Raw genomic sequence first — 16973 nt, 5'->3', positions numbered from 1 at the left:
CTTGCGGTAGCTTCGCTATAATCTTGGGTGTCTGCAATGGTTGTTGGCGGACGTCCACGTGTCCCACTAACCCTTCAGCAGCGGCTTGCCGCGTCTCAGACGCCCAGCCACTGCAGCCCCCCAGGCAACTGATCGACCGCGAAGTCCACCTGCAGTACCCGACGATGCGCGGGAACAGCCGCCGCCTCCGACGCATGCAGGATCGGCGTCGCATAGAGCCAGGCGTCACCGGCCTCGGCCAAGCAAGCGACCACGCCGCATTCCCTGACCACGGCGGGCACGTCCTGCTCGGCGATCCTGCCTCGTGTGTGCGATCCCGGTGCAATCAGCAAGGGCGCATTCGTCTCGGGTACGGGATCGAGGTGAAGTCGCAGCGTGATCATCTGCGACAGGACCTCGAAGGGCGGGGCGACATGCAGCGCGCCATGCTTTCGGCTCCACGGTCCGAACCCGGCGACCTCGATGCGGTCCTGAACCGCGATGACACGGTCCTGATGCCAGGCCAGCGACCAGTTGGTCGAAGGGGTCTTGTCGAACAGGATGGCGCGCACGGCTTGCGGCGGACCCTTCATCTTCCGGGCGGCGAGCTTGCCGACGGCACCATTGGGTTCAAGAAAGGGGCGCAATGCCTCTACGCCAAAGAGCCTGATCCCGGCCTGATCCGCCGGCTGGTCGGACAGGGCGTCGGCGATCATTTTCATCGCGTCGGGGGCAATTGCTGACTTGGCCAACTCTGCGCCGTCGACCTTCAGGCTGAGGCGTTCAAGGCGCAGGGGAGTCGTGGGCTCACTGGTCATGTTGTTACGAAGCAGACGCCCTCGCGTCTCACCAAGCCCTTCATCTCGCGTAGGCAGCAGCGTGCCGGACTGGACAGGTCAGTCAAGGCTCGCCTCCGGCGACCGCTTCGCGGCGACGCGAAGCGTCGGCCTTGAGTGGCCTGTCCAGACCGGCGATCGTCTCGCCGTGAGATGAAGGGATGGCTCACTTCGGCGCGAAGGGGCGGCTGGGCGCGAGCTATAAAGTTCCCGCTCTCCCCGGCGAAAGCCGGGGCCCAGATCGAACCCTGGGAGGTCGGTGCGTCTGGCCCAGTCAGAAGGCGCGTCATCCCCATAAGCTCAGGCTGAATCTGGGTCCCGGCCTTCGCCGGGAAGAGCGGGTTGATTGGCGGCGCACGAATGACGGGAGGTCAGCCCGGCCCGAGGATCAATTGTCGGGCTTCCACCGCCGGACTAACCTCACCGCATGATCACCCTGCGCCGCCTCCGCCCTGATGAAGGTCCTGCCGCTGCCGACCTGCACCGTCGCGGCGGGGCTCTGATCCCGGGCTATGACACCTCGCTGCATACGGCCGAGGAATATGCGGTTTTCTACCGCGACAGGGTGATGGTCGACGGTCCGGTCTGGGGCGCGTTCGACGGCGAGGTGCTGCGCGGTCATGTGGCCCTGCTGCCAGGCTGGATCGACCATCTCTATGTCGATCCGGACTTCCAGAGCCTGGGGATCGGCAGCGCCCTGGTGCGGCTCGCCCAGGCGCAGCAGGAGGAGCTGCGGCTCTACACCTTCCAGGCCAATGTCAGGGCACGGGCGCTTTATGAGCGGCATGGCTTCGGGGTCGAGGAGCTCACGGACGGCACGCGCAACGAAGAGAAGATGCCGGACGTGACCTATCACTGGCGTCGGGTGTGACGCGGCGAAATCCCTCTCCCCTTGCGGGAGAGGGTGGGCCGCGCCAGCGGCTCGGGTGAGGGGTTGAAGAACGGCGACGCCGCGACGGCGGACCGTCTGGGCGCGGGCGAACGGGGTGATCGACCCCTCACCCGGCCCTTTGGGCCACCCTCTCCCGCAAGGGGAGAGGGAAGGTCAGCCTACCCCAGCCCCGGTGCCGAATAGCGTGCGCCCTGACGCAGGGTGCCGGTGACGAGGAAATAGACCACGCCGGCCAGCAGCACGATGCTGGTCGCCACACTGGCTTCCGGACCGAAGGCTCCGCCGGTCAGCCACCAGGCAGCGCCCTGGGCCGGGGCGAGGTCGACGACCAGGCTCTGGACGGCGATCTTGCCGCCGCTGACATCGAGACCAAAGCCGACGCCCAGCAGGGTGTTCCACATCGAGTGCCAGGCGCAGACGCCCCACAGCGAGCCTTCCTTGATCGCGTAGAGGCTGATCATCACGGCAAACAGCACCAGATTGACCAGGGCCAGGGCCAGTTCGGGCGAGGGCTCGATATTGCCGGCGTGCAGCAGGGCGAAGATCAGCGAATTGATGATCACGGCGATGACCAGGCCATGGCGCGAGGCCACCAGCTGCATCAGCCAGCCGCGCAGCATCAGTTCCTCGGTCGCGCCCTGGATCATGAAGCCGCCGAAGATGCAGAGGATCGGCAGGAACAGGGCCAGGGTCGGACCGCTCCAGACGCCGAAACCTTCGATCCGGTAGCCGCCCAGCGCACAGGCCAGGCCGATCGCGGCGAACAGGAAGCCGGCACCGACCAGCAGGCCACGGCCATAGCGTAACAGGGCGTCACCATTCAGGCCGAGGGCGGCCGGCGAGCGGCGCTCGAACAGCCAGGCCCAGGCCAGGATCAGCAGTGCCGTGAAGCCAAAGCCCAGAAGCTGGATGGTCAGGGGCTGCCACTGGGTGGCCAGGTCGGCCTGACGAAAGCCCATCGGCTTGAGGATGCCGAAGATCGTCAGCAGCTGGCCGGCGATGAAGAACAGCACGATCAGCGGGATCGCGGCCGCCGTCCAGGTGCGGCGATGGCGCGACGTGCGCGCGGCATAGAGTTCGATCTGTTTCATGATCTAATACAGGCGGTGTGTTCGCCTTACCAATCTGTAATGATGGGTGGTTGCTGCGTGTATTAGCGTCGAAAATAAGGTCTTGTGTATTTAAATATTTGTCACCTGAGACCGACTGTCCTTCGTTGTCTTGGCAGGGCTCGGCCGGCCCTGATCCTGCAGCGGCGGCGGCGGTGGTGCTTCGACCGTGAGCCATCTTGCCGTTCGCCGGGTTTGCGCTAACGTCTCTCCCCAAAGAGAACAATGATAACCTACAGGGAGCGAGACCATGACGCCTGCGGATGGCGCGTCGCCTTTGCGCGATGTAAGCACGGTGGCTTTCAAGCCTCTGGCGATGAAGGGCCCCGAGGTCAGTGTCGACTATCGGCCGGACGGCTCACTGGTCATTACCTCCAACCATGCGCCGGGCGAGGGTCCCCGCTCCATCGCCCACCTGTTGGCCCAGAAGGCTGGCGAGCATCCTGACCGTCCCTATCTGAAGCAGCGCGAACCCGGCCATGGGCCGTGGCGATCGGTGACCTATGGCCAGGCCCAGAGGGCGGTCGAGGGGATCGCCCAGTTCCTCCTGGACGGCGGTGGACAGCTGGACCGGGGCCTGACCCCGGACGACAGCGTGATGATCCTGTCGAGCAACTCCATCGAGCACGCCCTGATGACCCTGGGGGCCTATGCCGCCGGTGTCCCGGCTGCGCCGGTCAGTCCGGCCTACAGCCTGATTTCCAGCGACCTTGCCAAGCTCAAGCACTGTTTCGACAAGGTGGCCCCGCGCGTGGTCTTCGCCCAGAGCGGCGCGATGTTCGCCAGGGCTCTGGAGACCCTGAAGGCCCTCGACCCGACCCTGGTGGTGATCACCGCTGACGGCACAGGCGAGGGTGCCCTGGACTTCGCCCGGATCGCGGCCACCGTCCCGACGGCGGCCGTCGAGGCGGCGCGCGAGACTGTGGGCCCGGCGACGGTGGCCAAGTACCTGTTCACCTCCGGCTCGACCGGCATGCCCAAGGCGGTGCCCCAGACCCACGGGATGATGGCCGGCGTGATCGCCGGCCAGGACGGCCTGAAGCTGGAGGAACCCGAGACCGGCGAGGTGCCCCAGAGCCTGGAATGGATGCCCTGGAGCCATATCTCGGCCGGCAATATCGGCTTCAATGCGGTGATCTGGGCCGGCGGCACCCTCCATATCGATGAGGGCAAACCCCTGCCGGGGATGTTCGAGACCACGATCAAGAACCTCTACGAGGTCTCGCCCAACGTGTTCGGCTCGGCCCCGATCGCCTTCTCCATGCTGGCCGAAGCCATGGAAAAGGACCCGGTGCTGCGGGCCTCGTTTTTCAAGAACCTTCGTTATATGGGCTATGGTGGGGCGACATTGTCCAACGACGTCTATACCCGGATCCAGGCCCTGGCCGTCGCCGAGACGGGCCAGCGCATTCCGCTGACCACCATGTACGGCGCGACTGAAACCCAGGGCATTACCGTCACCCACTGGATCACCGAGCGGGTTGGGCTGGTGGGTCTGCCCCTGCCGGGCATCCAGCTGAAACTGGCCCCCAGCGGCAGCAAGTTCGAGGTCAGGGTCAAGGGGCCCACGGTGGCGGCGGGCTATCACAAGGATCCGGAAAAGACCGCGGCGGCCTTCGACGAAGAGGGCTTCTACCGGCTCGGGGATGCGGCGCGGTTCGTCGATCCGGCGGACCCGGCCAAGGGCCTGGTCTTTGACGGGCGGGTGACCGAGGACTTCAAGCTCGACAGCGGGACCTGGGTCAGTGTCGGGGTCCTGCGCCCGGACCTAGTCGCCGCCTGCAGCCCCTATGTCCATGACGCCGTGATCTGCGGTCAGGACAAGGGGTTCGCCGCGGCGCTGTTCTGGCCTTCGCCGTCCGGCCTGATGGCCCTGGCCGCCGAGCCGGGCCCTGGTACGCCGATCGAGCGGCTGGTGGCCCTGTTGCGTGAACGGCTGGCGGCTTTCAATGCGACAGCCGGCGGCTCCTCGCGCCGCATCGGCCGTTTCACCATCATGACCGAGCCGCCCTCGATCGATGCCGGCGAGATTACCGACAAGGGCTACGTCAACCAGCGCGCTACCCTCGAACGCCGCGTGGCCCTGGTCGAGGCGCTGTACGTCAATCCGCCGCCAGAGGGCGTTGTGTCGGTCTGAAGGCTGTCACGCTCCCCGGCTTTAGCCGGGGAGCGCGTGAGCATCTGAATCACCAGGCCAGCCGGGCATGGGCCAGGACTGCCGTCTTGTCCGACATGCCGGTGGCCATCAGCTCGGCCGGCTTGGCGGCGGGAGCCGCGGCCTCGATCGGCCAGCCGTCGCGGAACTCCATGACCTCAGCCTCCACCCGCCCCGTGGCTTCGGACGTGAAGCTGAGCGTGACGCCGTTGGGATCGGGGGCATGGTAGGTCAGGGTCGACCAGCTGTCGGGCTGGCTGACCAGGGTGATCGGCCGGCCGTTCAGTCGCGGATCGTGCAGTGCGGTCGAGGCACGGATCTTCAGACTCAGGACCTCGGTACCCGCACCGGGGATGACGCGGACGATCAGGCGGTCGCCCGAACGTTCAGCGGTCAGGACCGGCGGCGGCACCGGCACGGCGCGGGTCTCGGCCATCCAGGTCGGCTTGGCCAGGAACGGTTCGAGGGTCTGCTGCTTCAGGTCTACCCCGCCGTCGGCGATCAGGACCTCGCGGGTCCAGGCGTCCAGCTGGGGCAGGGTTGAGACCCGCCAGGCGCGGCCGGTTGAGGGGTCGGCCAGGTGGTGGGCCTCGGTCAGGTTGGGCCGGTCGGCCGAGGCGGCCGGGAGGGCCGCAGTCACGACCAGGCCCAGTCCGGCTACCGCCAACAGGACCACCCCGCGCCAGCCCCAGGGAGACTCGGCGAAATCGAAGGTGATCGGCACCAGGGCGGGCGCGGCCAACAGCACGAACACCGCCAGCACAGCGGGCTCCATCAGGCCGATGCCGGCGAAGGTCCAGGCTCCCCAGGCGGTCAGCTGGGCGACGGTGAGGGTAGCCAGCACCCCCATGACCAGGGTCATGGCCAGGGCGACGCGGCGATCGCGGGTCCCGCCCAGGCCCATGGCCAGGGTCGCGCCGAGGGCAGCGACCAGCAGAGGCCAGACCAGCATCACGGTCGCCCCGGGAGCCAGGAGCTGGGCCGCCAGGGACGCCAGCAGCAGGGTCACCAGGCCGCCGATCCAGACTCCCAGCACTCCGACCTTCCGGCCGAGGGAGGCCCAGCACAACACCGCCACCGCGACGCCCAGGCCCAGACCCACGGGATCGAAGCCCCCGGTCAGGCTGCAGGCCCCGCCTAAGGCCAGGGCGGCCAGGCTCGGCCACATCCGCCGCGCGCCGCGGGCCTGGGCCGTGATGACCAGCAGGCCGGTCCCGACGCCCAGGGCCCCGGCCCCGAGTAGCAGCAGATCGAAGCGGCCCAGGATGTCATAGAGCCTCTGACCGTCCCCGACCTGGAGCAGCTGCCCCATCAGATGCAGGACCAGGGCGCTGGCCAGCAGCAGCAGCAGCGCGCCGGTCACGCCCTTGACGATCTCGAGCGCGGTGACGCCGCCACCGGTCAGGGCCCGCCAGGCGACAAAGCCGATCAGGCCCGTCGCCAGAACCAGCAGGGCCCAGCCCACGGTCGTCGAGTAGCTGATCAGGATCAGACCGAGGAGGTCGGAATAGATCACATTGGGGCTTCGGGCCGGCAGGCTCTGGGCGTCGGCCAGGGCCCGGGCGACCGGCAGGACCTGGTCGCCCATATGCTGCAGGCTGCCCTGGTCGAGGCGCTCGGGCGTCGACAAGGGCGTATGATAGGCCAGCTGGTTGTCGATCAGGGCGAAGTTCAGGCCCGGCAGGCCGGCCTTCAGTGCATGGGTGAAGTCGGTGTCATTGGGCATGCGCTCATAGACGGTCGAGGCCAGGGAATTGGCCGACGGGCCAACCGCCTCACGGGCCATCAGGGCCAGCAGTTCGCCATTGTCCGGGCCCGTCTGGAACATGGCCGCACGGCCGGCGTCGCCCCGTGTCTCCATGTTCAGCACCATCCCGACCTTCCGGGCGGTGGGGTCGCGGGCAAAGAAGGCGTCAGCGCCCAGCAGGCCCGCTTCCTCGCCCTCGGTGAACAGGAAGATCACGTCACGGGCCGGCACGGGACCGGCCTTCAGGGCGCGGGCGATCTCCAGGGCGGCGGCCACGCCCAGGGTGTCGTCAGCGGCTCCGGGCGAGTTGTGGACGGTATCGTAGTGGCTCATCACCAGCAGCGCCGGCAGCTCGCGGTCCTGTCCCGGCAGGATGCCGACCACATTCTGCACGGCCGCCACACCCAGCGAGCGGCCGTCGTCGGAATAGGGGCGGAAGCCCTCGCCGGGGCGGACCGAAACTTCCAGGCCCAAAGCCCCGATCCGGGTCAGGAGATGATCCCGAACCCGGACGATCTCGGCTGAACCGGTCGGGTGGGGGCGCTGGGCGATGGCCCGCACGTCCTCCATGGCCCGACTGGCGGAGAAGGCGGTTTCGGCAGCGGAAACGCCCACCGGCTGCGGGGCTTTCTGGGCCAGGGTGCCCAGACCGATGCCGATGGCCAGGCAAATCCAGAAACCCAGTATCCTGATCGTCTTCACGGCCTGCCTCCGGGTCGGGCGAATCCCCACAAGAGGTTGCGTCGGGTCGGGCCGGATCGGAAGGCCTAAAGAAAAAGGGCGACCCGGTTGCCCGGATCGCCCCTTCCTCATCCGAAAGCCAGAGGCCCTGCTCGCTTTGGTAAGCGGGCCTCCAGATCCCCTCCCGGTTAGAACTTCGCCCGCAGGGTCACGCCGTAGGTACGGGGCGCGCCGAGGAAGGCGTTGTAGGTCAGGCTGTCGTTGGCCGGAACATAGGTGGCGCTGGCGGCGCTCAGGCCCGACGAACCCTGCAGGGGGCCGTTGAAGCCGACCTGGGTGTATTCTTCGTCGAGGATGTTCTGGCCCCACAGTTCCACGGCCCAGGCGTCGCTGGCGGCGCCGAAGCCGATGCGGGCATTGACCACCGTATAGGCTTCCTGGGTCTTCGGCGTGAGCAGGTCCGAACCGGTGATGTAGTCCGACGAATACTTGGCACCGACATTGAAGCGGGCCTTGTAGTTGTCGCCCACCGGACGCTCATAGGTCAGCGAGCCGGAGGCCGAGTACAACGGGGCCAGCGACAGACGGTTGCCCGGCAGCAGGGCCAGGGAATTGCCCGGATCGTTCGGGATCTTGTCGTCACCGTACTCGGTCTTGGCATAGGTAAAGCCGCTCTGGACGACCAGGCCGCGCACCGGGGTGAACCACAGGAAGTCGGCGTCGACGCCCTGCGAGGTCACTTCCGGGATCGAACGCACAACGAACGAGGTGCCCAGGAAGGTGTTCAGCTGGAAGTCGGTGAACTTCTGATAGAAGCCCGTGACGTTCAGCAGGACCGACCGGTTGAACAGGGTGTTCTTCAGGCCGACTTCGTAGCTGTCGACAAATTCGCCTTCGAACGAGGTGTCATAGATCGGCAGAACGCCACTGCCACCGCTTTGCAGGCCGTTGGACGACTGGGTGCGGTCGAGGTTGTAGCCGCCGCCCTTGTAGCCGCGGGCGAACGACGCGTAGCTGAACACTTCCGGCGAGAAGCGGTAGGCCGCCTTGATCGTGCCCGACCATTCCCGGTCAGTGCGCGACTGGTCGGTGTGGCGGTTGTGGAACAGGGGGTTGGCCCAGGGCAGGCAGAGGTTGCCGACGATGGTCCCGGTGGCCGCGGCGCCGACGATGCCTGCGATGCGAGCCTGACCGGCCGGCGACAGGGCGACGCCGCAGCCGACGCCGCCGTCCGAGTTGGACTGGTTGGTGCTCACTTCCTTCTTGTCGGCGCTGTAGCGCAGACCGGCGGTGATGCCGAAGGCTTCCGTGAACTGGTAGGTGTTGCTGGTGAACAGCGCGACGGTCTTGGCGCGCTGGCTGTAGGCGTCCCGCAGGCCCTGGCCGGGCGTGAAGGTGGTGTTCGGGGCGCGGCCGGTCAGCAGGGCGACGAAGTTGGCGATACCGGCCGGGTTGGCCGCCGAGCGCGACAGCAGTCGGCCCATATACTGCTCGTAGTCATTGCCGAACAGGAAGTTGGACTTGGTCTCGAGCTTCTCGTCGGCCAGGAAGGTACCGACCAGCCAGTCGAGGTTGCCGGTCTTGCCGGCCAGACGCAGCTCTTGCGAGAAGGTCGTGAACTCGCTGTAGTTGGTGCCGTCCTTGTTGCGATAGGTCACATCGGCGGTGGTGAAGTCGCTGTCCTGGCCGTTGTCGGTGCGCCAGTTGCGGATCGCGCTGATGGCGGTCAGTTCGCCGATCGGCAGATCGATCGTGCCTTGCAGCGAGATGCCCTTGTCCTCGATCGACGACGGCGCGCCGCGGTTCGAATAGGCGACGCGGTCATAGGGCTTGGCGATCGGAGCCACGGCAGTGCCGCCGCTGATCAGGTTCAGAATGCCGGCGGTCGGACCGGTGCGGATCTGCACGGCGCCGCAGCAGTTTTCGTCGCGCTTGGTGTAGTCGGCGATCAGCTTGAAGGTGGCTTCATCGTTCGGCACGAAGAGCAGCTGGCCGCGAACGGTGTAGACGCCCTGGTCGGCATCTTGGTCGCGCTTGCTGGGACCCTTGCCGGTGATGACGTCATTATAGCCATCACGCTCGCGGGCGGCGACATAGAGGCGACCGGCGAGGGTTTCGGTGCCGAACAGCGGCCCGGTCACCGAGGCGGCCAAGGCGTGGGCGTTGAAGTTGCCCGCCGTCGCTTCAGCACTGGCCCCGAAGCCGAATTCCGGCTCCTTGGTCACGATGTTGATGACGCCGGCCGAGGTGTTCTTGCCGAACAGGGTGCCTTGCGGGCCCTTCAGCACTTCGATGCGCTCCATTTCGCCCAGGTCACCGAACGACACGCCGTTACGGGGACGATAGACGCCGTCGATCACGACGCCGACCGAGCTTTCCAGGCCGGGGTTGTCGCCGACCGTGCCGACGCCGCGGACGCGGGCGGTGGTCGAGGCTTCCGACGACGTCGAGGTGACGGTCAGGCCGGGGGTCAGGATCGTCAGATCCTTGATGTCCTTGACGCCCGTATCTTGCAGCAGCTTGGCACCGACGGCGGTCACCACGACCGGCACGTCCTGCAGGTTCTGCTCGCGCTTCTGGGCGGTGACGACAATGCTGTCGACGGTGGGGATGTCTGCTTCCTGCGCCGATGCGGCGCTGGCGGTGAACAGACCGGCTAGCACGACGGCAGACGCCGTGCCGCAAAGCACCTGGGTAAAGCGCATTTCCTACCTCGGTTCGTTATGCCGCGAGCGCTTGCATCGCCAACGGCTGATTTTGTTTGGACTCATCCGAACGGCTGTTCGAACAGACGGGCCACGGTTACGGACGGCCGAGGGGCAGAGCAAGTTAAAACCCTTACAGGAAAGAGGATCGGTGGGCTCTGTTGCCGAGAAGCGACACGAATCTGTCACCATCCCGACGTGTGGAAAGCGCCCGGGACCGGACTTGCCAGACGGGGCCGTGGGGCTCATTTGCGGTGCATGACCGTTTCGCCCGCCTATCGCCCCGATCCGAAATTCATGGCCCTGGGGCGCGACTTCGCCGATCCGGTTCAGCCAGCCGACTTTCCCATGACCCACCTGCGCTTTCGCAATGACCGGGCGGCGGCGACCGTGGGCCTTGAGGGCCTGTCGGATGCCGAATGGATCGCCGCCTTTGGCCGCTTTCAGCCCTTGCCGGGTAACCAGCCAGAGCCCCTGGCCATGCGCTATCACGGCCATCAGTTCCGATCCTACAATCCCGACCTCGGGGACGGCCGGGGTTTCCTGTTTGCCCAACTCCGCGAACAGGACGGTGGTCCCGACAGGCCCGGTCGCTTGCTCGATCTGGCCACCAAGGGTTCGGGCCAGACCCCCTGGTCACGCCAGGGCGACGGGCGGCTGACCCTGAAGGGCGGGCTGCGCGAGATCCTCGCCCCAACCCTGCTCGAGGCCCTGGGTGTGCCCACCTCGCGGGCCTTCTCGCTGATCGAGACCGGCGAGGAACTCCAGCGGGGCGATGAGCCCAGCCCGACCCGCTCGGCAGTGCTGACCCGGCTGTCCCACAGCCACATGCGTTTCGGCTCCTTCCAGCGGCAGGCCTATTTCGAGCGGCCCGATCTGATCACCGTGCTCGTCGATCATGCCGTCGAAACCTACTATCCCCATCTGGCCGACCAGCCGGATCGACCGGCGGTCCTGATGCAGGCGGTGGTCGAGGCCAGTGCCAGGCTGCTGGCCGGCTGGATGGCGGCCGGCTTTGTGCATGGGGTGCTCAATACCGACAACATGGTCGTGACCGGGGAGAGTTTCGACTACGGCCCCTGGCGGTTCCTGCCGCGCAATGACCCGAACTTCACGGCCGCCTATTTCGACCATTCGGGCCTCTACAGTTTCGGCCGTCAGCCGGAGGCGGTGTTCTGGAACCTGCAGCAGCTGGCCGCCTGCCTGACCCCCGTCACTGACCAGGCCGGGCTTCTGGCTGCCCTCAACGGGTTTTCTGACGCCTATCGCGAGGCGCTGCGGGCGGCAGTGCTGCGGCGACTGGCCGTGACATCGCGGGGCCCCCAGGCGGACATCGACCTGGTCAGCTCAGCTTTCAAGGCCCTGGCGGGCGGGGGTGATGTCCTGCGCTGGGAGCCCTTCTTCTTTGACTGGTTCGGCGGTCCGGCCTCGGAGGCCCGCGCCCTGGCCGGTCCCCGGGCCGCGCTCTATGGCCAGGAGGCCTTTGTCGACTTCCGGCGCCGGCTGGCGGACTTCGAGCCCGAGCGCCCGGAGCGGCTGGATCACCCCGTCTTTGCCGCCCCCGAACCCGAAGAATTGCTGGTCGAGGAGGTCGAGGCCCTGTGGGCCCCTATCGCGGCGGAGGACGACTGGTCGCCTGTCCGGGCCAAGCTGGAACGCCTCGAAGCCGCCCGGCAGGCCTATGGCTTCTCGGTCGGCGAACAAGAAAACGACGCAGTCTGAACTTTTCTGGACGGGTCCGGAACAATTGTCATGGTTCTGGCTTACGGCTTCTAAGTCGTACCGACCGGTGAGGCTTTGCGGAGAGACCCCATGCGCTTCTTCCATGCGATTGTTCAGCCCGTCATGCTGGTCGGCGCCGTCGCCATGTCGTTCATTGGCGCGCTTGGCCTGCCGGGTTGCGCCCGCGCCATCGGCGAGTGCCTGACCGAAAGCCGCGAAGTCGCCTGACACTTGGGCTTCGCCCGGGACCGGATGCCGTGATCAGGACCGCAAGGCCTCACTGAGTCGTCCGGACAGGTCACCTTTCTCGACCACAACGACGTCCGTCAGGCCCAGCCACCGCGCCATCAGCTGCAGCTCCTGCGCCAGGGCCCAGGCCGTCTGATCATTGGCCGAGGGCTCGGCATGGGTCGCCTGGACCCCCAGGGCTCCGGCCTTGCGGTCGGCCTTCAGATCGACCCGTGCGGTCAGGGTCTCGCCCTGCAGAAACGGCAGAACATAATAGCCGTGGGTGCGCAGGTGGGCGGGGGTGTAGATCTCCAGCCGGATACGGGCGTTGAACAGCCGCTCGGTGCGCTCGCGAAACCAGATCAGGTTGTCGAACGGCGAGAGCAGGGCGCGGGCCTCGATCCTGCGTGGACGCGTGGCACCGGCAGCGACATAGGCCGCCTGGTCCCAGCCCTCGACCTGAGCCGGAATCAGGCCGCCATCCTCGACCAGTTCGGCGATGCGGGCCCGGCTCTCGGCGGGGCCCATGCGGAAATAATCGCGCAGGTCGCGGTCGCTAGCCACGCCCATGGCCCGGGCGGCGCGGGCAATCAGGGCGCGCTGGGCGTCTTCGCGGCTGGGCGTCGGTGTGTTCAGCACCGGGGCGGGCAGCACCTGCTCCGGCGTGCCATAGACCCGCTCAAAGCCCGTGCGACGCGTCGCGGTGGTCAGTTCGCCGGCCCAGAACAGGCATTCGACAGCGCGCTTGGCCTCGCTCCAGCCCCACCAGCCGCCCGGCCCCTTCTTCGCGCCGATGTCCAGTTCGCCCGCCGACAGGGGGCCCCGTTGCCGGATTTCCTCCAGTGCCCTGGCGATCAGGTCCGGGTGGCTGTCAAGGAAGCGGGCAACCCCCTTCCAGACCCCGACCCCGGCCCGGGCGTCGGCCATCCGCCAGCGCAGCAGGGGATGCAGGTCATGCGGCATCAGCGAGGCCTCGTGGCCCCAGTATTCCGCCAGGACGGGTTTCCGGCCCCAGGCCAGGTCTTCCAGAAGCGCCCGCGGATAGTCGCCCAGGCGCGAGAACAGCGGCAGATAGTGCGAGCGCGACAGCACATTGACCGAGTCGATCTGGATCAGGCCCAGGGTCTCGATCGTCGACAGCACATGCCGCCGTCCGGGCGCGGCCGGGCGCGCCTTGCCAAATCCCTGAGCCGCCAGGGCCATGCGCCGCGCCGTGGCGGCGGAGAGTTTTTCGACCATGGTCAAGATTGAGCATCCGTCGGCGGGCCCCGGCAAGCGCAGGCCGCTGGGAGCGTTACCATCCAGGGCTTGCCTCGGCCGCCGGAATGGCTCAACCGGAGGCCCATGATCGTCGTCGAAATGGGCGCAGCGCGCCTCGAGCTCCTTCCCGATACCGCCGGTGCCGTGCGGCGCTTCAGCGTGGCGGGGCGGGACATCCTGCTGGTTGCCCCGGAGGGCGCGAACGATGCCCTGCAGACGGCGCACTTCCCGCTCGTGCCGTTCTGCAACCGCATTCCCAAGGGCCGGTTCACCTTCGACGGGCGCGAGGTGGTCCTGCCGCCCAATCTTGGCGACCATCCTCACGCCCTGCACGGCCAGGGCTGGCGTGGAGCCTGGACGGTCGACCCGGCCGCAGCCGGCCAGGCGGTGCTGTCCTATGAGCACACACCCGGCGACTGGCCCTGGGCCTATCGCGCGGAGCAGCGGTTCGTACTGGGCGAGGCGAGCCTGCGGATTACGCTGTCGGTGACCAATAAGGGCGATCAGCCCATGCCCGCCGGCCTGGGCTTTCATCCCTATTTCCCCCTGCGTCCGGGCGAGAGGCTGAAGGCGGCTGTCGATGGCGTCTGGCTGATCGATCCGGATGTGCTGCCGACCGTGCATTACCCGGGCGTCTGGGGGGCTGACTGGACCTGTGACGTGGGTGTCGAGGGCCATCCCGGCCTGATTGACCACTGCTACACCGGCTGGGACCAGCGAGCAGTACTGAGTGCGCCCGGCCTGCCGACCACCACGATCACCGCGTCGGCAGACTGCCGCTGGCTGCACGTCTATGTCCCACCGGGTCAGGACTTCTACTGCGTTGAGCCCTGTGCCAGCCGGCCCAATCCGTTCGGTCAGGGTGAGACCGGGATGGTGACGCTGGCACCGGGCCAGACTCGCTCTGTGTGGATGGAAATCGCGACCGGTTCGGATTGAGTCAGCGGACCCAAGTCCTGCGCCCAGTTTGCGGTGGTCAAACCCGGCTGCCGGCGGGCAGAATTATGCGGGCGCGCCGGTTCAGGAGGTTTGGTGGTGAGTGGATTCCCTCAAGGCACGGTCCACAAGGCGGGTGAGGATCTCCAGGCTTCGATCCAGGCCGATCCTTCCCTCTTCGCGCGGTGGGAAGGCCTGTCGCCGCTGGGGCGCAACGAATTCATCTGCTGGGTCGAGGACGCCAAGAAGCCGGCAACCCGCCAGCGCCGGATTGAGCGTACCCGGGAGGAGCTCCTCGAAGGCAAGAGCCGACCGTGCTGCTGGGCAGGCTGTATTCACCGCACGGACAAGGCCCCGAGCCCCTGGCAACAGGCCGTTCTGATCGAACGGAAGGCGAAGCCCAGACCCCAGGGCGATGGTTAGAGGGCGATAACCGAGCTCAGCTCAGCCCTGCCTGGGCCTTGAGCCGCTGGACCATGTCCATCGACAGATAGCCGTCGGCGGGCAACTGGCGGCTCTGCTGCCAGGCGCGCAGGGCCTTGCGGCTGCCGGCGCCGATCACGCCGTCGGGCGCGCCGGGGTCGAAGCCCAGCCGGGCCAGGGCGATCTGGGCGGCCATGCGGTCCGACAGCGACAGCGGCGCCTCGACGGGCCAGGCCGCGACCAGGGGGCCGCCGCCGGCGAAGCGGTCGGCCAGCAGGCCAATGCCCAGGGCATAGGAGGTCGAGTTATTGTATTTCCGGATCGCGAAATGGTTGGGCAGGGCCAGGAAGGCCGGTCCAGAGGCCCCGGCCGGCAGGATCAGGCCGGCGGGCGAGGCGGCGTCAGCGGCGGTCCAGGGCAGGCCGTCAGCGCGGCGGACGCCCTTGGCCTCCCACCAGGACGGGACCTCGCGCGGTCCTTCCGACAGACCATAGTCGAAGCCGGCCGGCAGGATCACCTCCCTGGCCCAGCCGACACCGGGCTTCCACCCGCCCTTGGCCAGCAGATTGGCCGCCGAGGCCAGGGAATCGGCGTCCGAGCCCCAGATGTCACGCTTGCCGTCATTGTCGGCGTCGACGGCGGTGGAGCGATAGTTGCTGGGCAGGAACTGGGTCTGGCCCATGGCCCCGGCCCACGAGCCTTTCAGCCGGGCGCGAGGGACCTCACCCGAATCGATGATCTGCAGCGCCGCGATCAGTTCGCCCTCGGCCCAGCCGCGACGGCGGCCGTCGGCGGCCAGGCTGACCATCGAGCGCACGACGTCGAAATCGCCCTGGATCTTGCCGAAGGCCGATTCCATTGCCCAGACGGCCAGCAGGATGTCGCGCGGCACGCCATAGCGGCTCTCGACGCTGGGCAGGAAGGTCAGCTCTTCACGCTTGCGGCGCCCGACGGCGACGCGGTCATCGCTGATCACGCCCTTGATATAGTCGCCGACCGGCTTGGAGAATTCCGGCTGGCGGCCATCCAGGCTGATCACCCGGGGGTCGGGCGTCACACCGCCCAGTTCGCGCTCCAGCAGCAGCCGGGTCAGGCCGGCGGCTTCCGCGCGGACCATGAAATCGGCCAGCCAGGTGTCAAAGCTCAATTCACCGGCCGGGACGGGCGTAGCGGTCGCGGGCGACGGCGCGCTTCCCGGCGTTGCGGGCGCAGGGGTGGGCAGGGCCGAAATCAGCGGTGTCAGCGGACCCTGTGGTGAGGTATCCGCGCAGCCGGCCAGCAGGAGAACGAGAAAAAAGCGACGATCCATGGGCGCAGGCTACCGGCATCCGGGTGAGTTCTTCAATCACAAGCCCGACAGAAGGACGAAGTTCCTGCCGAAGGGGCCGAATTGTCGGCGTCTGCAGGCACGGTTCGCATTGACTCAGTCAGCACCCTTGCCTATACGCCCTCCCTCCGAAACATCCCGGACGTTCCGGTCGCCATATGGCGCGCCCGAACCTCTCCGCTGAGTACAGAGACGGTCATGAAGGTTCGTAGCTCGCTGAAGTCGCTGAAGTCGCGTCACCGCGACTGCAAGATGGTTCGCCGCAAGGGCGTCATCTACATCATCAACAAGACCGACCCGCGCTTCAAAGCCAAGCAGGGCTGATGATGTTTGCCGGTCCTCCCAGGGCGCTGCTCTGGGACGTCGGCAATGTCGTCGTGCGCTGGAATCCGCGCACGCTCTTCGCGAAGATTTTCAAGGAACCCGCCGAACTCGACGGGTTCCTTTCGCATGTCTGCACCATGGAGTGGCACGGTGAGACAGACCGGGGCCTGTCGTTCGCCGACAATATCGCCCGGCTGAGTGCCCGGCATCCGCACTATGCCGGCCAGATCGCCGCCTGGTGGGATCGCTGGCCCGAGATGTTTTCCGGCTGTATCGCCGAGACTGAAGCCGTCATCGAGGCCCTGGCAAAACGCGGTGTCCCGCAGTTCGGGCTCACCAACATGTCCAGCGAGGCCTGGCCCGGCGTCCAGGCGATGAGCCCGGTGTTCCGGCATTTCCAGGACGTGGTGGTCTCGGCCGAGGAGGGCGTGATCAAGCCCGAACCTCGCATCTATGAGATCGCGCTGGATCGAACCGGACTGAGGCCGGAGGATCTGCTGTTCGTCGACGACAGCGCCGCCAATATCGCTGCCGCCGGGGCTTTGGGCTTTCACACCCACCTGTTCCGGGATCCGGCGGACCTGCGACCGATGATTCAGGCGCACGGGCTGTTGTGAGCGGCGGGCCGCGCGCCTATGGTCCGCGACCC

The 16973-nt window shown here is 67.2% G+C and carries 14 protein-coding genes; 8 read left to right on the top strand and 6 right to left on the bottom strand.

Annotated features, from left to right (window positions below):
- Positions 1-95: 95 nt before the first annotated feature.
- Complete coding sequence (locus tag ACW17U_RS14950) at positions 96-695, bottom strand: phytanoyl-CoA dioxygenase family protein (RefSeq protein ID WP_492053472.1); 600 nt, start codon at positions 693-695, stop codon at positions 96-98.
- Between the two features lie 547 nt (positions 696-1242).
- Here ACW17U_RS14950 and ACW17U_RS14945 point away from each other — a divergent pair.
- Entirely contained in the window at positions 1243-1686 is a 444-nt protein-coding gene (locus tag ACW17U_RS14945) for a GNAT family N-acetyltransferase (protein WP_492053470.1), read from the top strand.
- Positions 1687-1865: 179 nt separating this feature from the next.
- Here the strand turns inward: ACW17U_RS14945 and ACW17U_RS14940 are convergent, their stop codons facing one another.
- A complete protein-coding gene (locus ACW17U_RS14940) occupies positions 1866-2798 on the bottom strand; it encodes a CPBP family intramembrane glutamic endopeptidase (RefSeq protein WP_492053468.1) in 933 nt (310 codons plus the stop codon).
- A gap of 268 nt (positions 2799-3066) precedes the next feature.
- On the opposite strand from ACW17U_RS14940, the gene ACW17U_RS14935 reads away from it, so the two are divergent.
- Positions 3067-4953 carry an AMP-binding protein gene (locus ACW17U_RS14935; protein WP_492053466.1) on the top strand — a complete coding sequence of 629 codons (1887 nt, stop codon included), beginning with the start codon at positions 3067-3069 and terminating at the stop codon, positions 4951-4953.
- A 49-nt stretch (positions 4954-5002) separates the two neighbouring features.
- Here the strand turns inward: ACW17U_RS14935 and ACW17U_RS14930 are convergent, their stop codons facing one another.
- Both ACW17U_RS14930 and ACW17U_RS14925 read right to left on the bottom strand, forming a co-directional pair.
- Positions 5003-7420: a M28 family metallopeptidase gene (locus ACW17U_RS14930; RefSeq protein ID WP_492053464.1), complete on the bottom strand. Its 2418-nt coding sequence runs from the start codon at positions 7418-7420 to the stop codon at positions 5003-5005.
- 167 nt (positions 7421-7587) lie between these two features.
- Positions 7588-10104 (bottom strand): TonB-dependent receptor, encoded by a 2517-nt coding sequence (locus ACW17U_RS14925; protein ID WP_492053462.1) that lies wholly within the window; start codon positions 10102-10104, stop codon positions 7588-7590.
- A gap of 258 nt (positions 10105-10362) precedes the next feature.
- Here ACW17U_RS14925 and ACW17U_RS14920 point away from each other — a divergent pair, with 258 nt between their 5' ends.
- Positions 10363-11826 carry a protein adenylyltransferase SelO gene (locus tag ACW17U_RS14920; protein WP_492053460.1) on the top strand — a complete coding sequence of 488 codons (1464 nt, stop codon included), beginning with the start codon at positions 10363-10365 and terminating at the stop codon, positions 11824-11826.
- Between the two features lie 90 nt (positions 11827-11916).
- The gene (locus tag ACW17U_RS14915; RefSeq protein ID WP_166504117.1) at positions 11917-12054 is read left to right on the top strand and encodes a hypothetical protein; all 138 of its coding nucleotides are present in this window, start codon (positions 11917-11919) and stop codon (positions 12052-12054) included.
- Between the two features lie 33 nt (positions 12055-12087).
- Here ACW17U_RS14915 and ACW17U_RS14910 read toward each other — a convergent pair whose 3' ends face one another.
- Positions 12088-13293, bottom strand: a complete 1206-nt coding sequence (locus ACW17U_RS14910; protein WP_492055748.1) for a winged helix-turn-helix domain-containing protein — start codon at positions 13291-13293, stop codon at positions 12088-12090.
- 105 nt (positions 13294-13398) lie between these two features.
- Between ACW17U_RS14910 and ACW17U_RS14905 the strand changes: the two genes are divergently transcribed.
- The gene (locus ACW17U_RS14905; protein WP_492053458.1) at positions 13399-14253 is read left to right on the top strand and encodes an aldose 1-epimerase; all 855 of its coding nucleotides are present in this window, start codon (positions 13399-13401) and stop codon (positions 14251-14253) included.
- 96 nt (positions 14254-14349) lie between these two features.
- A complete protein-coding gene (locus tag ACW17U_RS14900; RefSeq protein WP_492053457.1) occupies positions 14350-14673 on the top strand; it encodes a YdeI/OmpD-associated family protein in 324 nt (107 codons plus the stop codon).
- A gap of 16 nt (positions 14674-14689) precedes the next feature.
- On the opposite strand, the gene ACW17U_RS14895 is transcribed toward ACW17U_RS14900, so the two are convergent.
- Positions 14690-15982 (bottom strand): lytic murein transglycosylase, encoded by a 1293-nt coding sequence (locus ACW17U_RS14895; RefSeq protein WP_492053455.1) that lies wholly within the window; start codon positions 15980-15982, stop codon positions 14690-14692.
- 216 nt (positions 15983-16198) lie between these two features.
- On the opposite strand from ACW17U_RS14895, the gene ykgO reads away from it, so the two are divergent.
- Both ykgO and ACW17U_RS14885 read left to right on the top strand, forming a co-directional pair.
- On the top strand, positions 16199-16324 hold the full coding sequence (gene ykgO, locus ACW17U_RS14890; RefSeq protein WP_018061125.1) for a type B 50S ribosomal protein L36: 126 nt from the start codon (positions 16199-16201) through the stop codon (positions 16322-16324).
- Positions 16324-16941, top strand: a complete 618-nt coding sequence (locus ACW17U_RS14885; protein WP_492053453.1) for an HAD family hydrolase — start codon at positions 16324-16326, stop codon at positions 16939-16941. The genes ykgO and ACW17U_RS14885 overlap by 1 nt, the downstream gene beginning before the upstream one ends.
- Positions 16942-16973 lie beyond the last annotated feature (32 nt).

This window comes from Caulobacter sp. AVps16 (assembly GCF_058681455.1).
The sequence above is the reverse complement of the archived record's forward strand: the minus strand, read 5'-3'. Positions and strand labels throughout refer to the sequence as shown.

Excerpts from the sequence above, each read along its gene's own strand:
- ACW17U_RS14950 (WP_492053472.1), bottom strand. The coding sequence starts at position 695 with ATGATCGCCGACGCCCTGTCCGACCAGCCGGCGGATCAGGCCGGGATC.
- ACW17U_RS14945 (WP_492053470.1), top strand. The coding sequence starts at position 1,243 with ATGATCACCCTGCGCCGCCTCCGCCCTGATGAAGGTCCTGCCGCTGCC.
- ACW17U_RS14940 (WP_492053468.1), bottom strand. The coding sequence starts at position 2,798 with ATGAAACAGATCGAACTCTATGCCGCGCGCACGTCGCGCCATCGCCGC.
- ACW17U_RS14935 (WP_492053466.1), top strand. The coding sequence starts at position 3,067 with ATGACGCCTGCGGATGGCGCGTCGCCTTTGCGCGATGTAAGCACGGTG.
- ACW17U_RS14925 (WP_492053462.1), bottom strand. The coding sequence starts at position 10,104 with ATGCGCTTTACCCAGGTGCTTTGCGGCACGGCGTCTGCCGTCGTGCTA.
- ACW17U_RS14920 (WP_492053460.1), top strand. The coding sequence starts at position 10,363 with ATGACCGTTTCGCCCGCCTATCGCCCCGATCCGAAATTCATGGCCCTG.
- ACW17U_RS14915 (WP_166504117.1), top strand. The coding sequence starts at position 11,917 with ATGCGCTTCTTCCATGCGATTGTTCAGCCCGTCATGCTGGTCGGCGCC.
- ACW17U_RS14910 (WP_492055748.1), bottom strand. The coding sequence starts at position 13,293 with ATGGTCGAAAAACTCTCCGCCGCCACGGCGCGGCGCATGGCCCTGGCG.
- ACW17U_RS14905 (WP_492053458.1), top strand. The coding sequence starts at position 13,399 with ATGATCGTCGTCGAAATGGGCGCAGCGCGCCTCGAGCTCCTTCCCGAT.
- ACW17U_RS14895 (WP_492053455.1), bottom strand. The coding sequence starts at position 15,982 with ATGGATCGTCGCTTTTTTCTCGTTCTCCTGCTGGCCGGCTGCGCGGAT.
- ykgO (WP_018061125.1), top strand. The coding sequence starts at position 16,199 with ATGAAGGTTCGTAGCTCGCTGAAGTCGCTGAAGTCGCGTCACCGCGAC.
- ACW17U_RS14885 (WP_492053453.1), top strand. The coding sequence starts at position 16,324 with ATGATGTTTGCCGGTCCTCCCAGGGCGCTGCTCTGGGACGTCGGCAAT.